We start from the raw sequence: 18,928 nt of genomic DNA, 5'->3' as shown, positions 1-18,928 counted from the left end.
GGCATCGTTTCATGCCCGCGACGGTGCCCCGTCCCCTTCCGACGGACGCCCTCAGCCCGCCGCGATGCTCGCGGCGGCACGGCACCGCGCCAGCGCCCCCACCTCGTCGCCCACCGGGCCGCGCACGAGCCGGTCGGCGACGCCGCTCACGGCCTCTCGCAGCCGGCGCCGCACCCGTGACGCCCGGCGCCGGGACCCCCAGGCCGAGGCCGCCCTCGCGAGGAGCGCGAGCACGAGGCCCAGCAGGAGCCCGCCGAGGGCGAGCAGCGTCGGCCACGGCAGCTCCAGCACTCCCCCGCCGGAGCCGGTGAGGTCCACCGTGAGCACGGGCACGACCAGCGGCGGCAGCCGGAAGTACTCGAGCACCGCCCCGAGGGCCAGCCAGCCGAGCCCGACGACCGCCACCGCCAGCAGGAGCCACTGGAGCGCGCCGGCGAACGTCCACCAGCCGGGCCGGCGCGCCGCCTCCAGCCGGGTGCCCACGACCGCCTGGTCGAGCTCGGCCGGCAGGCGGTCGACCGCGTCCTGCGCCCGCCCGCGCACCACGAGCACCCACGACTCGGGGGCGCCCTCGGTGACCTCGTCGACGTAGCGGCGGACCGCGGACGCGGCCGTGGCCCGCACGGCGGGCGTCGCGGTGGGCAGCGAGCTGCGCAGCAGGTCACGGCGGTCGTCGGCGTCCTTCCCCCGGCCGCTGCCCGCGGCCCCGACGGCGTCGCGGCGCAGCCCGAGCCGGCGCAGCGGGTCACGACGCAACCGGGACACCCACCGCGTGACCGGCCAGCCGGTCGCCAGGTGCGCGTCGCGCCGGTGCGTGCGGGCGACGGCGTCCACGACCGTCGGCACGCCCGCGGCATCCTCGAGCGCGTCCACCAGCCCGGCGGCCGCACGCTCGCCGGCCCGGTGCGGCGGGGTGCTCCCGGTCGCGTCCGCGATGACCCGCGCCGCGGCGCGGGCGTCGGCGGTGAGCCGGGCGGTCGCGGCCTCCCGGCGGGCCGCCGCCTCGGCGAGCAGCCCCCGCAGCTGGTCCACGCCCTGCCCGGTGCGCGCCGACAGCGCGAGCACGCGCGCCCCGTCGAGCCCGTCGGCGACCACGAGCCGCCGCAGGTCGGCGAGCATCGCGTCCGTCTCGGCCGCCGACAGCCGGTCGGCCTGGTTGAGCACCACGACCACCACCTCCGCGTGGCCCGCCAGCGGCCGCAGGAACCCCTCGTGCAGCGCGGCGTCGGCGTACTTCTGCGGGTCGACGACCCACACCAGGAGGTCCGCGCGCTCGACGAGCCGCTCCGCCCGCACCCGGTGCTCCGTGACCACGGAGTCGTGGTCGGGCAGGTCGATCAGCACGAGCCCGGTAGTGATGCCGGCCGGGGTTCGGGGTCGCCGCAGGCGCGCGAGGCCCCGGCGCGACGAGCGGCCGGGGTCGGGCGGGTCGGGCTCGTCGTCGGCCGGTCCGGCCGGCATCTCGTGCCGGCGCCGTACCTCCAGCCAGTCGAGCAGCGGGCCGGCGCCGTCCCCCCAGACCACCGCGACCGGGTGGGACGTCGTCGGCCGCCGCACGCCGACCGTCGCGACGTCGGTGCCGGAGACGGCGTTGAGGACGCTCGACTTGCCCGAGCCGGTGGCCCCGGCGAGCGCCACGACGGTGTGCTCCGCGGACAGCCCGCCCCGCTCGCGCGCACGGCTGACGACCGCGCGGGCGTCGTCGAGCATCGCGGTGTCCAGCCGCCCCGTGGCCGCCCGGACGGCGGTGTCGAGGGCGGCGGTCCGGTCGGTCAGGTCGATGCGGGCGTCGGCACGGCTCACGTGGACGGGTCCTTCCTGCCGAAGAGCTTGCGCCAGCGGGAGGCCCGGTCCTTGGCGGGCGCGCCCTCGGCCGCGCCGCCGCGGGTGTCCGGTACCCGGGCCACGCCGTCGGTGGTGGGGGGACGCACCGTCCCCGCGCCCCGCAGCAGCCCGCCGCTCCACGGTCGCGTCGCGCCCTCCGGGTCGGGGCGCGACGCCTGCTCGGCGCGGGCCTCGGCGGCCACGCGGTGCGCGGCGTCCCGCACGCCGGGCCCGCCCGCGTCGGCCGTGCCGAGCGCGTCGAGCTGGGCGGTGTAACGGGCGGACTGCCCGCGCAGCACGGCGTCCACACGCCCCGAGAGCCGTTCCTTGGCCTGGGCGGACAGCCGGCGCACGGCCTCGTCGCCGAACACCGCCTCGAGCAGCTTCTGGCCCACGACCGCGGTGCCGCCGGCGATGCCGACCTCGGCCCCGGTCAGGCCCGCGGTCGAGGCGAAGACGACGACCATGAGGCTCACCCCGAGCGCGTTGACGCCGAAGGACAGCGCGCGCGCGGTGCCGCGGCGGGACGCGCCCTGCTCGCGCACCAGCGCGAGGACGTCGTCCTGCCAGCCGCGGATCTGCGCGCCGACCTCCTCGCGCAGCGTGGCGGGTGCGCGCGACAGGTCGAGCCCGGTCAGCAGCCCGGCCCCGGCGGCGTCCCCGTGCCACGCGGCGTAGGTGCGCTCGGCGGCCTGCTCGGCGGCGTCGAGGATGACCGACTCCAGCCCGCGGGCGATGGCCTGCTCCACCTGCGGCGCCTGCTTGGGCCGCCCCCGGAAGAACCCGGCGACCGCGTCCCGCACCTTCCCGACCCCCGCCTCGATCCCGCGGAAGAACTCCCCCGTGCCGACGAAGTCCTGCCACCGGGCGAGGACCTCGCCGCGCAGCAGCACGCCGTCGGACGTCGCCGCCTCCACCTGCGCCAGCGCGTCCGCGTGGTGGCGGCGCACGACGTCGCGCAGCCGGGCGTCGGCCGACTCCTGCACGTCCGCGGCGTCCGCCAGCTCGACGGCACGGCGCACCAGGTCGCCGACGGCCCCGTCGCGCGTCGCCGCGATGACCTGCGCCCGTGCGTCCGGGTCGCCGCCGAGACCGGACAGCCACGTCGCGACCTCGGCCACGGCGTGCTCCGGCAGCAGCCCGTCGGACAGCGCGTCCGGGCCGGACTCCTCGGCCTCCGCGACGACGAACACCCGGGCGTCACCCAGCCCGTGCTCGGCGACCATGCGCCGCAGGTCCTCCGCGACGACCTCCGCCCCCGGGTCGACCCGGTCGAGCACGATCGCCACCTGCGCGCGCCGGTGCGCGGCCTGGGCCAGCAGGTCCCACGGGACCGCGTCGGCGTACCGCGCCGCGGTGGTGACGAAGAGCCACAGGTCGGCGGCCCCGAGCAGCTGCGCCGCCAGCTCGCGGTTGGCCGTCTCGACGGAGTCGACGTCCGGCGCGTCCAGGAGGGCGAGCCCCTGCGGCAGCGACTCGCTCGCGACCAGGCGGAGGGCGGCCGTCCCGGGGGTCGGGTCCGGCGGGCGCCGGTCGTCGTCCACGTCCGGCGCCGGTGCGGCACCGGGGGCCGCCGCCGCGGTCCCCGAGGACACCCGCGCGAGCCCCGGGAGCACCCGGTCCGTGCTGAACCACCGTGCGTCCAGCGGATGGTGCACCAGGACCGGCGCACGCGTGGTCGGCCGCAGCACGCCCGGCGCGGACACCGGCTCGCCGAGGAGGGAGTTGACCAGGGTGGACTTGCCCGCACCGGTGGACCCGCCGACGACGACGAGCAGCGGCGCCCGCTCGGCGCGCAGCCGCGGGAGCAGGTAGTCGTCGAGCTGGTCGACGGCGCGGTGCAGGTCGCCGCGGGCGGCGTCCGCGCCCGGGGTGTGCAGCGGCAGGCGCAGCGCGCCCAGGCGGCCGCGGAGCACCTCGAGGGCGTCGACGAGGGCCGCGGTGCCGGCCACGGGTTCCGCCGGTCGAGGATCCTCGGCGGCCGCCCGGGCGTCGTCGCCGTCCCGCGGGGTGGGGGAAGGCGTCGCGTCCGGGTCCGTCATGTGCCCAGTGTGCCCATGACGGACGATCGGTGCAGGGCCGCCGCCGCGACGTCACGTTTCCCCGCCTGCCGTCGTCGAGGTGGTCGAATGGACCCAGCACGTCGGTGTGCGCCCGCACACCGCGCGTCAGGCCCCGCCCGCGCCACCCACCGAGGAGTCAGCCGATGCCGAGCACGTTCCGTATCCCTCGCAAGGAGCTCACCGGCCTCTACGGCCGTGCGATCGGCTGGTACGCGCGGCGGACCTTCGGGCAGGTGCCGGACAGCGCCTACGTGCTCGCCCACCACCCGCGCGCGATGCGGGCGATGTTCGGCCTCGAGATGAAGGTCGGCCGGTGGAGGTCGCTCGACCCCACGCTGAAGACGCTCGCGGAGATGGCGACGGCCGCGGCCGTCGGCTGCAGCTGGTGCCTGGACTTCGGGTACTTCCTCTCGCGCGAGGAGGGCCTCGATCCTCGCAAGGTCAGCCAGGTGCCGCGGTGGCGCGACGCCGACGGCGTCTACACCGACCTCGAGCGCGACGTCATGGCCTATGCCGAGGCCATGACCGCCACGCCGCCGACGGTCACCGACGAGATGGTCGCCTCCCTCGTCGGCCGGCTCGGCAGTCCGGCCATGGTGGAGCTGACCCAGATGGTCGCGGTCGAGAACCTGCGGTCGCGGTCGTACTTCGCGGCCGGGGTGCAGAGCCAGGGGTACTCCGACGCGTGCGAGATCCCGCTCGCCACGTCCTGAGCGCCCGTCAGCCGCCGAGGCGGCGACGCAACCAGGCGACGCCGGCCTCGCCCTGCACCCGCTGGAACGCCCGCACGTGCGGGATGCCGGGCGGAGGCGGCTGCAGCGACGAGTGCACGAAGTAGCCCGTCAGAGCCACGAGGTACGCCGTCACCGCATCCTCGTCGGTGCCGTGCGGCAACGGGTGCCGGGCCAGCACGTCCTCCGGGGCCGGCCCGCCCCCGGCCTGCGTCGCCGGCAGCATGCCGACCAGGTCGCAGAATGCGGCGCCCCGCGCGGGGTAGGCCCAGTCGACGGCGAGCGCGGCCGGCCGGGCGCCGGCAGCCCGTCCACCGTCCGGGGCCGGCTCGACGAGCAGCGTGTTGTCGGCGCGCAGGTCGCCGTGCACGAGCCGGGTCCCGGCGACCGCCTCGGGCGCGTGCCGCTCGAGGTCCGCCAGGCGGTCGAGGTGGGTCGTGAACCACGGGTCGAGGGTGGCGAGGCCCTCGGGGCGATCGGCCGCGAGGGCGGCGGTGCAGCTCGTGGGCAGCTCGTCGGCCACCTCGGGCAGGACGCCCGGCGCGACCTCGTGCTCGCCGACACGCAGGGCGAGCTGGGCGACCGCGTCCAGGTCCCGGCCGCGCAGCGGCGAGGTCGGCGCCCGGCCGGCGACGGCGTCCGAGGCGACCGCGACCCACGCGCCGTCATCGGTGGGCACGTCCAGCAGCCAGCGTGCACGCGGGGCGGGCACACCGCGCGGGAGCAGGGCGCTGCGCCGCGCCTCCTGCCGGTACAGCGTGGCCGCGAACTCGTGGGAGACGCCGACCGCCTTGACGAACACCGTCCCGCCGTCGGTGCGCAGGGTGGAGGCGAGGCCCGGCGAGTAGCCGCCGTCGTGGCTGGTCCACCCGGTCACCGGCGCGCCGAGCCGCGTCTCGATCGCCGCCCGCACCGGTGCGGGCAGCTCGGGCCAGGTGGGGCGCCTGCGGGAGGGCGGCGTGCCGGTCGTCATCCGCGCATCCTGCCCGAGCCCGGCCGACGCGTCCCACCTCTTTACCGTCCGCCGGACAGCGGCAGGCCCTCCTCCCCGGTGCGGGGAGGAGGGCCTGGTCGGCGGACCGCTCAGTCGCGCGTGAGCTTGCGGTACGTCACGCGGTGCGGGCGGGCCGCGTCGGCCCCGAGGCGCTCGACCTTGTTCTCCTCGTAGGACGCGAAGTTGCCCTCGAACCAGTACCAGCTCGCCGGGTTCTCCTCCGTGCCCTCGTAGGCGAGGATGTGCGTCGCGACGCGGTCCAGGAACCACCGGTCGTGGGACACCACGACCGCGCAGCCCGGGAACTCGAGCAGCGCGTTCTCGAGCGAGCCGAGGGTCTCGACGTCCAGGTCGTTGGTGGGCTCGTCGAGGAGCAGCAGGTTGCCGCCCTGCTTGAGGGTGAGCGCGAGGTTGAGGCGGTTGCGCTCACCGCCCGACAGCACGCCCGCGGGCTTCTGCTGGTCCGGGCCCTTGAAGCCGAACGACGCCACGTAGGCGCGCGACGGGATCTCGACGTTGCCGACCTTGATGAAGTCCAGCCCGTCGGAGACGACCTCCCACAGCGTCTTCTTCGGGTCGATGCCACCGCGGGACTGGTCGACGTAGGAGATCTTCACCGTGTCGCCGACCTTGAGCTCGCCGCCGTCGAGCGGCTCCAGGCCCACGATCGTCTTGAACAGGGTGGTCTTGCCGACGCCGTTGGGGCCGATGACGCCCACGATGCCGTTCTTCGGCAGCGTGAAGCTGAGGCCGTCGATGAGCTGGCGGCCGTCGAAGCCCTTCTGCAGGTTCTCGGCCTCGAGGACCACGTTGCCCAGGCGCGGGCCCGCGGGGATCTGGATCTCCTCGAAGTCGAGCTTCCTGGTGCGCTCCGCCTCGGCCGCCATCTCCTCGTAGCGGGCCAGGCGCGCCTTGGACTTCGTCTGGCGGCCCTTGGCGTTCGAGCGCACCCAGTCCAGCTCGTCCTTGAGGCGCTTGGCGAGCTTGGCGTCCTTCTTGCCCTGGACCTTGAGGCGCTCGCCCTTCTTCTCCAGGTAGGTGGAGTAGTTGCCCTCGTACGGGTACAGGCGGCCGCGGTCGACCTCGCAGATCCACTCCGCGACGTGGTCGAGGAAGTACCGGTCGTGCGTGACGGCGAGGACGGCGCCCGGGTACGTGGCCAGGTGCTGCTCGAGCCACAGCACGGACTCGGCGTCCAGGTGGTTGGTGGGCTCGTCGAGCAGCAGGAGGTCCGGCTTCTCCAGCAGCAGCTTGCACAGCGCGACGCGGCGCCGCTCACCCCCGGACAGGACCTTGACGTCGGCGTCCGGCGGCGGGCAGCGCAGCGCGTCCATCGCCTGCTCGAGCTGGGAGTCGAGGTCCCACGCGTCGGCGGCGTCGATCTCCTCCTGCAGCGTGCCCATCTCGGCGAGCAGCGTGTCGAAGTCTGCGTCGGGCTCGGCCATGAGGGCCGAGATCTCGTTGAAGCGGTCGATCTTGGCCTTGATCGGGCCGACCGCCTCCTCGACGTTGCCGAGCACCGTCTTGTCCTCGTTGAGCGGCGGCTCCTGCTGGAGGATGCCGACCGTGTAGCCCGGGGAGAGGCGGGCCTCGCCGTTGGACGGCTGCTCGAGGCCGGCCATGATCTTGAGGATCGTCGACTTCCCGGCGCCGTTGGGGCCGACGACGCCGATCTTGGCGCCGGGCAGGAAGTTCAGCGACACGTCGTCGAGGATGACCTTGTCGCCGTGCGCCTTGCGCGCCTTGTACATGGAGTAGATGAACTCAGCCACTGGCTCTGCTTCCACCGTTCGATCGCGCGGAGTCTGGAGCGGCACGATGCGGGCCTCGCGGGCGGGAACGCCCGGAAGAGGTGGTCCCCACCGCATGCTGGAGGACCGGCATCGCAGCCGATCCCCCAGCCTACGCGACCGCGACCCGAACGGGCGGGCCCAGAGGTCACCGGACGGCCCGGGCCGGTTCCCGGGGGCCCCGTCCTCAGGCCCCGACCGTCTCGGGCACCGGTCCCTTCTCGCCCTCCTCCACCACAGCGCCGGAGGCGTCGCCGGGCACGGCGTCCGGCGACAGGTCCCACGGGTCGGTGTCCGTGGCCGGCGCGACGGCGACCGCCTCGCCGCCGGGCTGGTCCGCCCGGTCGCTGACGCGGGCGAAGCGCACCATGCCGCGCGTGGCGTCCACGCCCACGTGCTGAGCCTCGATCACCTGCCGCGAGCGGCGCTCCGTGACGACGGCGGTGCCGCCGTCCGGCAGCGGGTGCTCCCGCGGGGCGTCCCACTCCTCCAGGGTCAGGCGACCCCGGACGACCACCGGGTCGCCCTTGCGCACGGACATGCACACGTGGCGTGCCCGGTCCCGGAAGAGCTTCACGGTGAACCAGAGGGTCTCCCCGTCGGCCCACTCGCCGGTCCTCGGGTCGCGGACCCGGCGCGTGCTCGCCAGGCGGAACGAGGTCCAGTCGGTGCCCTGCGGGGACGTCGCCAGGGTGGGCTCGGTACCGACGTGCCCGACGACCGTGACGTTGACGTCGCTCATGCGTGCTCCTGTGCTCGGGGCCGGCACCGTGCCGGCCGGGACGCCCAGGATCAGCCGCGCGCGCCTGCCTCCCGGGCCCCGGACCCGGTGTTCGTGGACGACGACGCGAGCTCGTGCTCTGTGGGCAGCCTCAGCGTGCCGGTCAGCGGGCGCGCGGCAGGCAGCTCCGTCGCGGCCTGCGCGAGCTCGCGCACCCGGCGGTGCTCGACCAGCAGCTTCCGGGTGGGCTCGCCGAGGCTCTCGGTGAGCACCCGTTCGAGGGCTGCGCGCCCCGCCGTCGCGACCGCATGCTCCCGGCGGGCAGCGAGCCGGCGGCGGGCAGCCACACCCGCGAGCGCCGTCGCCCCGGCGGCCACGGCCAGCAGCCCGGCCACCACCAGCACGACCGTCCCCCACGGGTCGGGCAGGTCCAGCACGCCCGTGACAGCGAGGAGCCCGAGCACCGCCGCGACCACGGCCAGGCCGGCCAGCCCCCACGCCACCCGCCGCATCGTCCGCGCCGCCGACGGGCCGCGCGCGTCGAGCGGGATGCCCCGCAGGGCGCCGGCCACCGCGGTGCGGAGCTGGTCGGCCCCCGAGACCGACTCGGCGAGCGACCGCTGCCAGCCCGGCCGCAGCGACGCACCGGCGCGCGTGAGCCAGCGGGCCCGCGACAGCGCGACGGCGTCCCGGTCCGGCGGCGGGACCTCGGGGTGGCCGTACCCGTTGCGGACGGTGTTGCCGACCTGGCTCGCAACGGAGTCGAGCCCGGTCGCGACCACCAGGGCGTCCAGCTCGCGCTCGACCGCGGGGCCCATCTGCCAGGGCACCTCGGCGGGCGTCTGGGCCAGCAGCAGGCGGGCCGCGGCGTCGAGCTCCGCGGCGGCCCGGCCGGCCGCGACCGAGCGGCGGGCGCACGCCTCCTCGAGCAGGGTGCGCACCTCGTCCACGCCCTCGCCGCTGCGCGCCGACACCGCCTGCACGTACACGCCCGTCAGACCGTCGTCGGCCAGGAGCCGGCGCAGGTCGCCGAGCAGGTTCTCGCGCTGCGCGTCCGGCACGGTGTCGACCTGGTTGAGCAGCACCACCATCGACGCCTCGGACCCGACCGAGTCGCGCAGGTAGCCCGAGTGCAGCGCGTCGTCCGCGTACTTCTGCGGGTCCACGACCCACACGAGGAGGTCCACCATCGGCAGCACCCGGTCGACGACCTCGCGGTGCGCCGGCTCCACGGAGTCGTGGTCGGGCAGGTCGAGCAGCACCAGCCCGTCGAGGTGACGCTCGTCGACGCCGTCCAGCTCGCCGCTCTGGGTGATCCTGCGCTCGCGGTCGACCCCGACCCAGTCCAGCAGCGCCTCGGCGTCCTGCGACCAGGCGCACGCGGTGACGCGGGCGGTCGTGGGGCGCTTGACGCCCACGTCCGCGAAGCTCAGGCGGGAGACCTTGTTGAACAGGCTCGACTTGCCCGATCCGGTGCCGCCGGCGAAGGCGACGATCGTGTGGTCGACGCCGAGGGAGAGGCGTGCCCGGACGCCCTCGACCGCGGTCGTGACGCGCTCGGACGTGGCGTCGTCCAGGCGCGAGCCCGCGATCGCGAGCGCCTCGGCGACGTCCTCGGTCCGCGCCCGCAGGGTGGCGTCGTGCGAGGTGTGGCGGTCGGCCGTCATGTCAGTCTCCTCAGCTCGGCCAGGCGCACGTGCAGTCCGGCGGCCGCGTCGTCGGCGAGGTCCGGGGCCCCCAGGATGTCGAGCACCGCCTCGACCTCGCCGTCGACGACGGCGGCCGCCCGGTCGGCGAGGTCGGCGCGCAGCTCGTCGACCGGGCCGTCGGCGAGGTCGCCGAGCACGCGGGTCAGCACGCGGGCCGCGTCGTCGCTGCCGGCGGCGGAGGCGAGCAGCAGGGTGGCCGTGCCGCGCGGCCCGAAGGCCTTCGCGGCCGCCTGGACGCGGGCGACCGAGGCGTCGTCGGGCGCGGGGGCCTCAGCCGGGGCGTCGTCGCCGCCGGTCGTGTCGCCGCCGGTCGTGTCGCCGCCGGTCGTGTCGCCGCCGGTCGTGCGGAAGCCGGTACGCATCCCCTCCGCGACCAGCGCGTCGGCCTGCGTGGCCCACTCCTCGACCACCGGCCCGGTGGCGGCCTCCCGCGCCGCCGCCCGCGCGGCGCCGTCCGGCACGACGGCCTCGCCACCCGCGGGGGCCCCGGGACCTGCGAGCACCGCGCGCAGCCGTTCCTCGACGCGGGCACCGGCCGCGACGAGCGTGCGCGCAGCCGCCGCGACGACGTCGGACCGCAGCTCGTCGAGCGCGACCTCCCGGGCCCGGCCGGCGCGCCGCGTGCTGCGCGCGCGGTCGCCGCGCACCTTCACGCGGTCGACGCCGACCGCCCCGGACAGGTCCCGCCAGCGCGCCTCCACGGAGGCGCCCGCCACGACGCCGGCGGCCACCGCGTCCCGTGCGAGCTGCTCGGCCGCGGGCAGCTCGCCCTCGGCGGTGCGCCGCAGCACGTGCGACGCCTCCCGCTGGGCCTCGACGGCCTCGGCCAGCGAGTTCACCCAGCCGGGCAGCGCGCCGAGCGCGCCCTTGAGCGTGCGCACGATGACGGCCCGCGAGCGGTCCGGCCCCGCGAGCATCGTCAGCCACCGCCGCACCGGCGCCACGACCGACGGCTCGAGCAGGCCCTCGTGGGGGCCCACGTCCGGGATGACGAAGAGCGGGACGTCGGTCATCCCGTGGTCACGCAGCCGCTGCAGCAGGTCGCCGCGCACGGTCGTGAGGGTCTCCTTCGGCACCCGGTTGAGCACCATCGCCACGGAGGCCCCCCGCTCCGTCGCCCGGCCGAGCGCCTGCCAGGGCAGCGCGTCGCCGTAGCGGGCCGCGGTCGTGACGAAGAGCCACAGGTCGGCACCCTCGAGCAGCTGGTGCGCGGTCGAGCGGTTCTCCTGCACGAACGAGTCGAGGTCGGGGGCGTCCAGCAGGGCCGTACCGCGCGGCACCCCCTCGTGCTGCACGACGCGGGACAGCTCGGTGACCGGCCCCGTCGTGACGAGCTCGGCGTCGGCGGGGTGGTGGGCGAGCACCGGCTCGCGGGTCGTCGGGCGCAGCACGCCCGCCTCCGACACCTCCTCGCCGAGCAGGGAGTTGTAGAGGGTGGACTTGCCGGCGCCGGTGGAGCCCGCGACGACGACGACCGCCGGCGACGAGAGCTCCTTGAGGCGCGGCAGCAGGTGCTCGTCGAGCTGGGCGAGGAGCCGGTCCCGGGACGCCTCCGCGGCGGCCGACCCCTCGATCGGCAGCGGGAGGCGCACGGCCGCGACGTCGCGACGCAGGTCACGGGCCACGTCGTGGACGGTGAGACCGATCTCCTCGGCTGCCTCGGCCTCGGCGTGGCGCGCGGCGCGGCGCGAGGCGCGCGTTTCGAGGGAAGGAGTCACGGGCACATCCTTCCGGTTGGAAGGTCCGCTGCCAAACGCGCGCGCCGCGCGGCCGGGCGATCCCGCCGCCCGGCCGCGCACCGCACCTCGGGTCAGCGTCGCCGGAGGCTCTCGTAGATCCTCGCGAAGTCGTCCTGCCCGTGCCCGGCGTCGACCTGCCGGCGGCGCAGCGCCTCGACCGCCGCGATCGGTCCCGGGTCCACGCCCTGCTCCTCGCTCGCGCGCACGAGATGGCCCAGGTCGGACCACTCCAGGCTCTGGCTGACGGTGGTGTAGTCCCCGCCGTCCACGGTCTCGGCGTCCGCGGCGAAGGCCTGCGTCATCGCCGCGAGGAACGGCGTCGCCCGGGCGGCGAAGTCGCGGGCGCTGACGCCGTCGGCACCCACCATCGCCGCGCCGTGCAGGAAGCCGGCGAACATCGTGTACATCCCCGAGAGCATCGCCAGGTCGAGCAGCGACGCGCGCCCGGGGTCGGTGCCCTCGAACGTGCTCGTGGCCCACACGTCGAGGATCCCCCGGCCGTGGTCGAAGGCGTCGCGGCTCCCGCTGTAGAGGATCGACCCGCCGGGTGTCCCGATCATGTCCGGCGTCGCCATGATCGCGCCGTCGAGGAACTCGGCACCGTGCTGCGACGCCCAGGCCGCCACCTGGCGCGACTCGTTCGGGGTGGTCGTGGTGAGGTTCACCAGCGTGCGGCCGCGCAGGTCGCCCGCGACCGGGTCCAGCGTCTCGTGCACGGACGCGTGGTCGTACAGGCAGGCGACGACCGTCGGCGCCGCCAGGACCGCCTCGCGCACGCCGGCCGCGCGCCGCGCGCCCCGCGCCACCAGCGCCTCGTCCCTCCCGGCGCTCCGGTTCCAGACCGTGACGTCGCGGCCCGCGTCGAGCAGCACCCCGGCGAGCACGCCACCCATCGCACCCAGGCCGAGCATGGCCACGGGGCTCTCCCCGGCATGCGTCCCGGTGGTCGCGCCGACCGCGTTCATCGCGGGTCCCGGATGGCGTCGAGGATGCGGGTCCAGCCGTCGCGGCCGTGCCCCGCGTCCAGGACGTGCCGGTAGTGCGCCTGGACGGCGCGTGGCAGGGCGAGGTCGATCCCCGCCGCCTCGCTCGCGCCGACGACATGGTCGGCGGTGGCGCCCATCATCGTCGCGGTGCTGAGGTCCCCGGGATGCCGGCCCGCGTCGATCTGCGCGCCCGTGCGCACGCCCGCACGGTCGCCCTGCCCGTCGCCCTCCCCCAGCATCGCGGGGATGCCCGTCAGCGTGGGCAGCACCTCCGGCAGGAACTCGCTCGCCGGGATGCCGGCGCTGCCCGCCAGCGCGGTCGCGTGCATCAGCCCCGACAGCGAGGTCAGGAACACGTCGAGGTGCGCCTGGTACATCACCTGGGCGAGACCCGGGTCCTCGCCCAGGTACCGCGCCTCGCCGATCGCGGCGAGCGTCGCGGCGTGCTCGGCGAAGACCTCCTCCGGCCCGCTGTAGTACACGCTCGAGCCGTCGGTGCCGACCATCGGCGGCGGCGCCATCACACCCCCGGCGAGGAACGTCCCGCCGTGGGACTGCACCCACCGGGCGGCGTCGCGCGTCCGGTCCGGGGTGTCCGAGCTGAGGTTGACGACCGTCCGGCCGGCGAGGGCCTCGGTGGCCCCTCCGAGCACGTCGTCCATGGCCCGGTAGTCGGTGAGGCTCAGGACGACGGGCCCGCCGGCCGCGACCGCCTCCGCCGGGCTCGGGGCGAGGACGGCGCCGGCGGCGACCACGCCGTCGGCCCGGCTCGGCGTGCGGTTCCAGACGGTGACCGGGTGCCCGGCGGCGAGCAGCGCGCGGGTCATCGCCTGGCCCATCGGGCCGAGGCCGATGACGGCGGGTCGAGCAGGTTCGTGCATCACGACGGTGCTCCTCTTGTGCGGTGGTCGGTGTACCTCCATGCTCAGCGGGTAGGGAAGGACTGAGAAGTACGCACTATTTTCTGGGGTACGTACCTTGCGGTAAGTGCCCTCGCACCCTGGAGGAGAACGATGGTCACGAGCGCGCGGCGCGGCCCTTACGTGTGCGGCATCGACGCCGCGCTCGACGTGGTGAGCGGCAAGTGGAAGGGCCTGATCCTCTGGGAGCTCGAGGCCCACGGCGTCCGGCGGTTCGCCGAGCTGCGCCGCGGCCTCCCGGGGGTGAGCGAGAAGATGCTCACCCAGCACCTGCGGGAGATGGAGGCCGACCAGCTCGTGGTCCGCACCGTCTACGCGGAGGTGCCGCCCCGCGTCGAGTACACGCTGACCGGGCACGGGAGGGCGCTCAACGCAGCGCTCGACCCGCTCGGGCGCTGGGGCATGGAGCGGATCCGGCGCGAGCAGCCCGAGCTCGTCGACCATGCCGACGCCGCGGCGATGCCCCGGCCCTGACGCCCCTCGGTGCCTCCGACAGGACTCGAACCTGCAACCCACGGATTAGAAGGCCGTTGCTCTATCCATTGAGCTACGGAGGCGCTACGCCCAGTCGAGCGACCAGGGCGCAGCGCCATCGTATCGGGCGTCAGGTGCTCCGATCACGGTCCACGGCGGCTGGGTTCGCCGGTGCGACCTGGGAAAAAGCCGTGCGCTGCCGGGACGGCGCCCGGCAGACTCGTCCATGCACCGCGGTGACGCGCGGCCGGTCCGACGCCGGTCGCACGGGTGGTCCCTGGCCCGGACCGACGACCCCACGTCACGAAGGACAGCACCATGTCGCACCCCTACGACCTGCTCATCGTGCAGGTCATCCAGCGCGAACGCCTCGAGGAGGCCGAGCGCCATCGCACCCTCCTCCGACTGAAGCGCCAGCAGAAGCAGCGCTCCCAGCCGAACGCCCGTCGTCAGCACACCAGCGTCACCCGGTGGCTGCACGACCGGCTCACCGCATGACACCGACCGGGTGTCCCGGCACGCCACACCCCCGGGACACACGACGAAGGCCCCGATGCTCGGACCGGCTCCCAGGAGCCGCCCCGAGCGCCGGGGCCTTCGTCGTGCCCCGGCAGACGGCGTGATGACCGTAGGCTGAGGTCCGTGAGCCCTGCGAAGACCGACGAACGCATCGTGTGGATCGACTGCGAGATGACCGGCCTCGACCTGCGCGCCGACGCGCTCGTGGAGGTGGCGGCCGTCGTCACCGACTCCGAGCTGAACGTGCTGGGGGACGGCGTCGACGTCGTCATCGCCCCGCCCGCCGAGGCGCTGGAGCAGATGAACGACTTCGTCCGCCAGATGCACACCACCTCCGGGCTGCTCACCGAGCTCGCCGGGGGCGTCACCCTCGCCCAGGCGGAGGAGACGGTGCTCGACTACATCCGCGAGTGGGTGCCCGAGCCCGGCAAGGCGCCGCTCGCCGGCAACTCCGTGGGCACGGACAAGATGTTCCTCGACCGGGACATGGCCGCCCTCGTCGGGCATCTCCACTACCGCATCGTCGACGTGTCCTCCATCAAGGAGCTCGCGCGGCGCTGGTACCCGCGCGTGTACTTCGCCTCCCCCAAGAAGGACGGCGGGCACCGCGCCCTCGCGGACATCCTCGAGAGCATCGACGAGCTGCGGTACTACCGCGAGGCGCTCTTCGTGCCGCAGCCCGGCCCGGACTCCAAGTCGGCACGGGCCGTGGCGGCTCGGGTGGCCGAGACGTCCGTCACCCACCGCACCCCGGTGTCCTGACCTCGTCGCGGACCATGTACACTTTTCGACGGCCCGGTGCTTCGGCATCCGCCGTGGCAGCTGCCGCGACGACCGGGCCGTGGTGGCTATAGCTCAGTCGGTAGAGCGCCTGGTTGTGGTCCAGGAGGTCGCCGGTTCAAGCCCGGTTAGCCACCCCACACGAACGAGGCCCGACCTCCCCGAGGTCGGGCCTCGTCCCGTCTCCGGGCTGGCCTTGCCCGAGACGTCCCGCGACGACCGATCTGCGACGCCACCGGCGGATTCCCTCGCGCACAGCCCGCGAATGTGATCGGGTAGGGCGTCGGAGTGCTCCCGCTCCCCCGCCAGCACGGAGGCCCGCATGATCGAGTTCCGGTCGGTCACCAAGACCTACCCCGACGGCACCGTCGCGGTCGCGGACTTCGACCTGGTCGTCCCGCCGCACCGCACGACGGTGCTCGTGGGTTCGTCCGGCAGCGGCAAGACCACGCTGCTGCGCATGATCAACCGGATGGTCGAGCCGACCTCGGGCACGATCGAGATCGACGGCACGTCCGTGCTCGACCGTGACCCGGTGCAGCTGCGGCGCAGCATCGGCTACGTCCTGCAGAACGGCGGCCTGCTCCCCCACCAGCGGGTGATCGACAACGTCACGACGGTGCTGCGGCTCACCGGGACGCCGAAGCGAGCGGCCCGCGAGCGGGCGCTCGAGGTGCTGGACGTCGTCGGGCTGGACCGCTCGCTCGCCGAGCGCTACCCCAGCCAGCTGTCCGGCGGGCAGCAGCAGCGTGTCGGCGTCGCACGCGCCCTGGCCGCCGACCCGAACATCCTGCTCATGGACGAGCCGTTCGGCGCGGTGGACCCCATCGTCCGCGCCGAGCTGCAGACCGAGACGCTGCGCCTGCAGCAGGAGCTGAACAAGACCGTCGTCTTCGTCACCCACGACGTCGACGAGGCGTTCCTCCTCGGCGACCAGGTCGTCATCCTGCAAGAGGGCGCGCACGTGGCGCAGATCGGCTCCCCGAGCGAGATCATCGAGAACCCGGCGAGCGAGTTCGTCGCCAGCTTCATCGGGGTCGAGCGCGGCACCCGTGCCCTGCACACGAAACGGACCGACCGTGGCACCGTCCTGGTGGACACGGCGGGCCGTACGCAGGGCGTGCTCGTCGAGGGCACGGCGTGAGCGCGACACGGGCAGCACGGAGGCGGAGCACCGCATGACCTGGGTCCTGGACAACCTGGACCTCATCGGCAGGCTCACGGTCGAGCACCTGCGCCAGAGCGCGCTGCCGATCCTGCTGGGCCTGCTCGTGTCCGTGCCGGCCGGCTGGCTCGCCTTCCGGTTCCGGCTCACGCGCGGCCTCCTCCTGACGGCCGTCGGCCTGCTGTACACGATCCCGTCGCTCGCGCTCTTCGCCCTGCTGCCCCCGCTGCTCGGGATCAGCTTCCTGTCCGAGGTCAACCTCATCATCGCGCTGACCGTCTACGCCGTCGCGATCATGACGCGCTTCGTCGCGGACGCGCTCGGGTCCGTGGAGCCGTCGGTGCGGCAGTCCGCGGTCGCCGTCGGCTACGGCCCGTGGCGCCGGTTCTGGCAGGTCGACCTGCCCCTGGCAGGCCCCGTCGTCCTCGCCGGGCTGCGCGTGACCGCGGTCTCGACGATCTCCCTGGCCACCGTCGGCATCCTCATCGGGATCGACAACCTCGGCTACCTCTTCACCAACGGCTACCAGCGCCAGATCGTCGCCGAGGTCCTCGCGGGCGTCGTCGCCGTCGTCGCCGTCGCCCTGCTGGTCGACCTGCTGCTGGTGCTCGTCGGGCGCCTGCTCATGCCCTGGACCCGGCGGAGGGCCGCCACATGAACCTCTTCGCCGACGCGATCGCCTGGATCTTCTCCCCCGACCGGGCCACGGGCGCGCTCCCGCTGTCGGAGGCGATCGGGACGCACCTCGCCTTCACCGCCGTCGCCGTGCTGCTCGCGGCGCTGCTCGCCGTCCCGGCCGGCTGGGTCATCGGGCACACGGGCCGCGGGCGGGAGTTCGCCGTCGCCCTGTCGGGCGCCGCGCGCGCGGTGCCGTCGTTCGGCCTCGTGCTGCTGCTCGTCCTCCTCCTCGGCGTCACGCACAAGGTCGCGGCCTCCACGACGGCGTTCGTGCTCCTGGCGGTCCCGCCGATCCTCGCCGGCGCCTACACCGGCGTCGAGGCCGTCGACCGTCGCGTCGTCGACGGCGCGCGGTCCGTCGGCATGACGCCCGGGCAGGTGCTCCGCAAGGTCGAGGTCCCGCTGGGCCTGCCGCTGCTCATCGGCGGGCTGCGGTCGGCGACGCTGCAGGTCGTCGCCACCGTCACCCTGGCGGGCTACGTGGGCAGCTGGGGCCTGGGCTTCTACATCGTCCAGGGCATCCAGCTGCGCGACTTCTCCCAGATCCTCGGCGCCGCCCTCGTGATCGTCGTCCTCGCGGTGGTGCTCGACCTGCTCTTCGCCCTGCTGGAGCGAGCGGTCGTGCCGCGCGGCGTCTCCGCACGGCGCGCGGAGCAGAGCGACCCCGCCCGGCGGCGACGGCGGCGCGAGGTCGCCACGTCCGCCACCTGACCCACCCGGACCGGTTCTCGCCCCGGCGCCCGCTCCCCCCGGCGGCCGCCCTCTGCAGAAAGGCAGAAAAGATGCGCACCAACCGACGCACCCTCACCCTCGTGGCGGGCGCCGCGACCGCGGTCCTCGCCCTCACCGCGTGCGGCGGCGGCTCCGACCCGCTCGAGGAGGACACCGGCGGCGACACCACGGCCGCCTCCGACGCGATCGTCGTCGGCTCGCAGGCCTATTACTCCAACGAGATCATCGCCGAGATCTACGCCCAGGCGCTCGAGGCCGAGGGCCTCACCGTCGAGCGCAACTTCAGCATCGGCCAGCGCGACGCCTACATGCCCGCCCTCGAGGAGGGCGAGGTCCAGGTCTTCCCGGAGTACACCGGCAACCTGCTGCAGTTCTTCGACCCGGAGACGACGGCCACGTCGCCCGACGACGTGTACGCGGCCCTGACGGAGGCGCTGCCGGACGGGCTCACGGTGCTCGAGCAGTCGCCGGCCACCGACCAGGACTCGTACACGGTCACGGCACAGTTCGCGCAGGACCAGGGGCTGACGACCATCGCGGACCTGGCGGACGCCTCCGAGGACCTGGTCCTCGGCGGCCCGGCGGAGCTCGAGCAGCGGCCCTACGGCCCGAAGGGCCTGAAGGAGGTCTACGGCGTGGACGTGTCGTTCGAGGCGACCGGCGACACCACCGTCCAGGACCTCGTGGCCGGCACCGTGAACGTCGCCAACGTGTTCAGCGCCGACCCGCGCATCCAGACCGAGGACCTGGTCACCCTCGAGGACCCCGAGGGTCTGTTCCTCGCCTCGAACGTCGTGCCGCTCGTGAGCGACGACGTCGCCGACCAGGTCGCCGACGTCCTCGACCCGGTGAGCGCCGCCCTCACCCCCGAGGGGCTCGTGGAGCTCAACGTGGCCTCGACGGTCGACCAGCAGTCGCCCGAGGACATCGCGGCGAAGTGGCTGGCCGACAACGACCTGGCCTGATCTGGCCTGAGCTGGCCTGAGCTGGCCTGAGCTGGCCTGAGCTGGCCTGACCGGTCGACCGCCTGGCCCGACCGGACGCTCCTATGGATGTCAAGCGACGATCGGTCCCCGTTCGAGTAGGTGGTAGAGGTCTCGGGC

Annotated in this window: 17 protein-coding genes and 2 tRNA genes; 9 read left to right on the top strand and 10 right to left on the bottom strand. The window is 74.9% G+C overall.

Annotation, left to right across the window (positions count from 1 at the left end; translation table 11 throughout):
* Positions 1–51: 51 nt before the first annotated feature.
* Both IEW03_RS08280 and IEW03_RS08275 read right to left on the bottom strand, forming a co-directional pair.
* Positions 52–1,803, bottom strand: coding sequence for a GTPase (locus tag IEW03_RS08280; protein ID WP_229737839.1), 1,752 nt, complete (start codon positions 1,801–1,803; stop codon positions 52–54).
* Positions 1,800–3,866: a dynamin family protein gene (locus IEW03_RS08275; RefSeq protein ID WP_188523211.1), complete on the bottom strand. Its 2,067-nt coding sequence runs from the start codon at positions 3,864–3,866 to the stop codon at positions 1,800–1,802. Before IEW03_RS08275 ends, IEW03_RS08280 begins: the two co-directional genes overlap by 4 nt.
* A 164-nt stretch (positions 3,867–4,030) precedes the next feature.
* Here IEW03_RS08275 and IEW03_RS08270 point away from each other — a divergent pair, with 164 nt between their 5' ends.
* Positions 4,031–4,600 carry a carboxymuconolactone decarboxylase family protein gene (locus IEW03_RS08270; RefSeq protein WP_188523210.1) on the top strand — a complete coding sequence of 190 codons (570 nt, stop codon included), beginning with the start codon at positions 4,031–4,033 and terminating at the stop codon, positions 4,598–4,600.
* 7 nt (positions 4,601–4,607) lie between these two features.
* Here IEW03_RS08270 and IEW03_RS08265 read toward each other — a convergent pair whose 3' ends face one another.
* The 7 genes from IEW03_RS08265 to IEW03_RS08235 all read right to left on the bottom strand — a co-directional run bounded on the left by IEW03_RS08265 (position 4,608) and on the right by IEW03_RS08235 (position 13,438).
* A complete protein-coding gene (locus tag IEW03_RS08265; RefSeq protein ID WP_229737838.1) occupies positions 4,608–5,591 on the bottom strand; it encodes a protein kinase family protein in 984 nt (327 codons plus the stop codon).
* Positions 5,592–5,701: 110 nt separating this feature from the next.
* A complete protein-coding gene (ettA, locus tag IEW03_RS08260; protein ID WP_188523209.1) occupies positions 5,702–7,384 on the bottom strand; it encodes an energy-dependent translational throttle protein EttA in 1,683 nt (560 codons plus the stop codon).
* Between the two features lie 205 nt (positions 7,385–7,589).
* Positions 7,590–8,144, bottom strand: coding sequence for a single-stranded DNA-binding protein (locus IEW03_RS08255; RefSeq protein ID WP_188523208.1), 555 nt, complete (start codon positions 8,142–8,144; stop codon positions 7,590–7,592).
* Positions 8,145–8,194: 50 nt separating this feature from the next.
* Positions 8,195–9,790 (bottom strand): GTPase, encoded by a 1,596-nt coding sequence (locus IEW03_RS20560; RefSeq protein WP_188523207.1) that lies wholly within the window; start codon positions 9,788–9,790, stop codon positions 8,195–8,197.
* Positions 9,787–11,550, bottom strand: a complete 1,764-nt coding sequence (locus tag IEW03_RS08245; protein WP_188523206.1) for a GTPase — start codon at positions 11,548–11,550, stop codon at positions 9,787–9,789. Before IEW03_RS08245 ends, IEW03_RS20560 begins: the two co-directional genes overlap by 4 nt.
* Positions 11,551–11,642: 92 nt before the next feature.
* Positions 11,643–12,482, bottom strand: coding sequence for an NAD(P)-dependent oxidoreductase (locus tag IEW03_RS08240; protein ID WP_229737880.1), 840 nt, complete (start codon positions 12,480–12,482; stop codon positions 11,643–11,645).
* 50 nt (positions 12,483–12,532) lie between these two features.
* Positions 12,533–13,438, bottom strand: a complete 906-nt coding sequence (locus IEW03_RS08235; protein WP_188523458.1) for an NAD(P)-dependent oxidoreductase — start codon at positions 13,436–13,438, stop codon at positions 12,533–12,535.
* 132 nt (positions 13,439–13,570) lie between these two features.
* Between IEW03_RS08235 and IEW03_RS08230 the strand changes: the two genes are divergently transcribed.
* On the top strand, positions 13,571–13,951 hold the full coding sequence (locus IEW03_RS08230; protein ID WP_188523204.1) for a winged helix-turn-helix transcriptional regulator: 381 nt from the start codon (positions 13,571–13,573) through the stop codon (positions 13,949–13,951).
* Between the two features lie 10 nt (positions 13,952–13,961).
* Here IEW03_RS08230 and IEW03_RS08225 read toward each other — a convergent pair.
* Positions 13,962–14,034 (bottom strand) — tRNA-Arg (locus IEW03_RS08225).
* A 235-nt stretch (positions 14,035–14,269) separates the two neighbouring features.
* Here IEW03_RS08225 and IEW03_RS08220 point away from each other — a divergent pair.
* The 7 genes from IEW03_RS08220 to IEW03_RS08190 all read left to right on the top strand — a co-directional run bounded on the left by IEW03_RS08220 (position 14,270) and on the right by IEW03_RS08190 (position 18,790).
* Positions 14,270–14,449, top strand: a complete 180-nt coding sequence (locus IEW03_RS08220) for a hypothetical protein (protein ID WP_188523203.1) — start codon at positions 14,270–14,272, stop codon at positions 14,447–14,449.
* 144 nt (positions 14,450–14,593) lie between these two features.
* Positions 14,594–15,232 carry an oligoribonuclease gene (orn, locus tag IEW03_RS08215; RefSeq protein ID WP_268236086.1) on the top strand — a complete coding sequence of 213 codons (639 nt, stop codon included), beginning with the start codon at positions 14,594–14,596 and terminating at the stop codon, positions 15,230–15,232.
* A gap of 82 nt (positions 15,233–15,314) precedes the next feature.
* Positions 15,315–15,390: transfer RNA gene (locus IEW03_RS08210), tRNA-His, on the top strand.
* A 182-nt stretch (positions 15,391–15,572) separates the two neighbouring features.
* Positions 15,573–16,394: an ABC transporter ATP-binding protein gene (locus IEW03_RS08205; protein WP_188523202.1), complete on the top strand. Its 822-nt coding sequence runs from the start codon at positions 15,573–15,575 to the stop codon at positions 16,392–16,394.
* Positions 16,395–16,428: 34 nt separating this feature from the next.
* Positions 16,429–17,073 carry an ABC transporter permease gene (locus IEW03_RS08200; RefSeq protein ID WP_188523201.1) on the top strand — a complete coding sequence of 215 codons (645 nt, stop codon included), beginning with the start codon at positions 16,429–16,431 and terminating at the stop codon, positions 17,071–17,073.
* Positions 17,070–17,804, top strand: coding sequence for an ABC transporter permease (locus IEW03_RS08195; protein WP_188523200.1), 735 nt, complete (start codon positions 17,070–17,072; stop codon positions 17,802–17,804). The genes IEW03_RS08200 and IEW03_RS08195 overlap by 4 nt, the downstream gene beginning before the upstream one ends.
* Before the next feature lie 71 nt (positions 17,805–17,875).
* The gene (locus tag IEW03_RS08190; protein ID WP_188523199.1) at positions 17,876–18,790 is read left to right on the top strand and encodes an ABC transporter substrate-binding protein; all 915 of its coding nucleotides are present in this window, start codon (positions 17,876–17,878) and stop codon (positions 18,788–18,790) included.
* Positions 18,791–18,928 lie beyond the last annotated feature (138 nt).

Source organism: Isoptericola cucumis (assembly GCF_014635665.1).
In the GTDB taxonomy this organism is placed as follows: domain Bacteria; phylum Actinomycetota; class Actinomycetes; order Actinomycetales; family Cellulomonadaceae; genus Isoptericola; species Isoptericola cucumis.
Note: the sequence above shows the minus strand (reverse complement) of the source record. Positions and strands in the feature narration are given on the sequence as shown.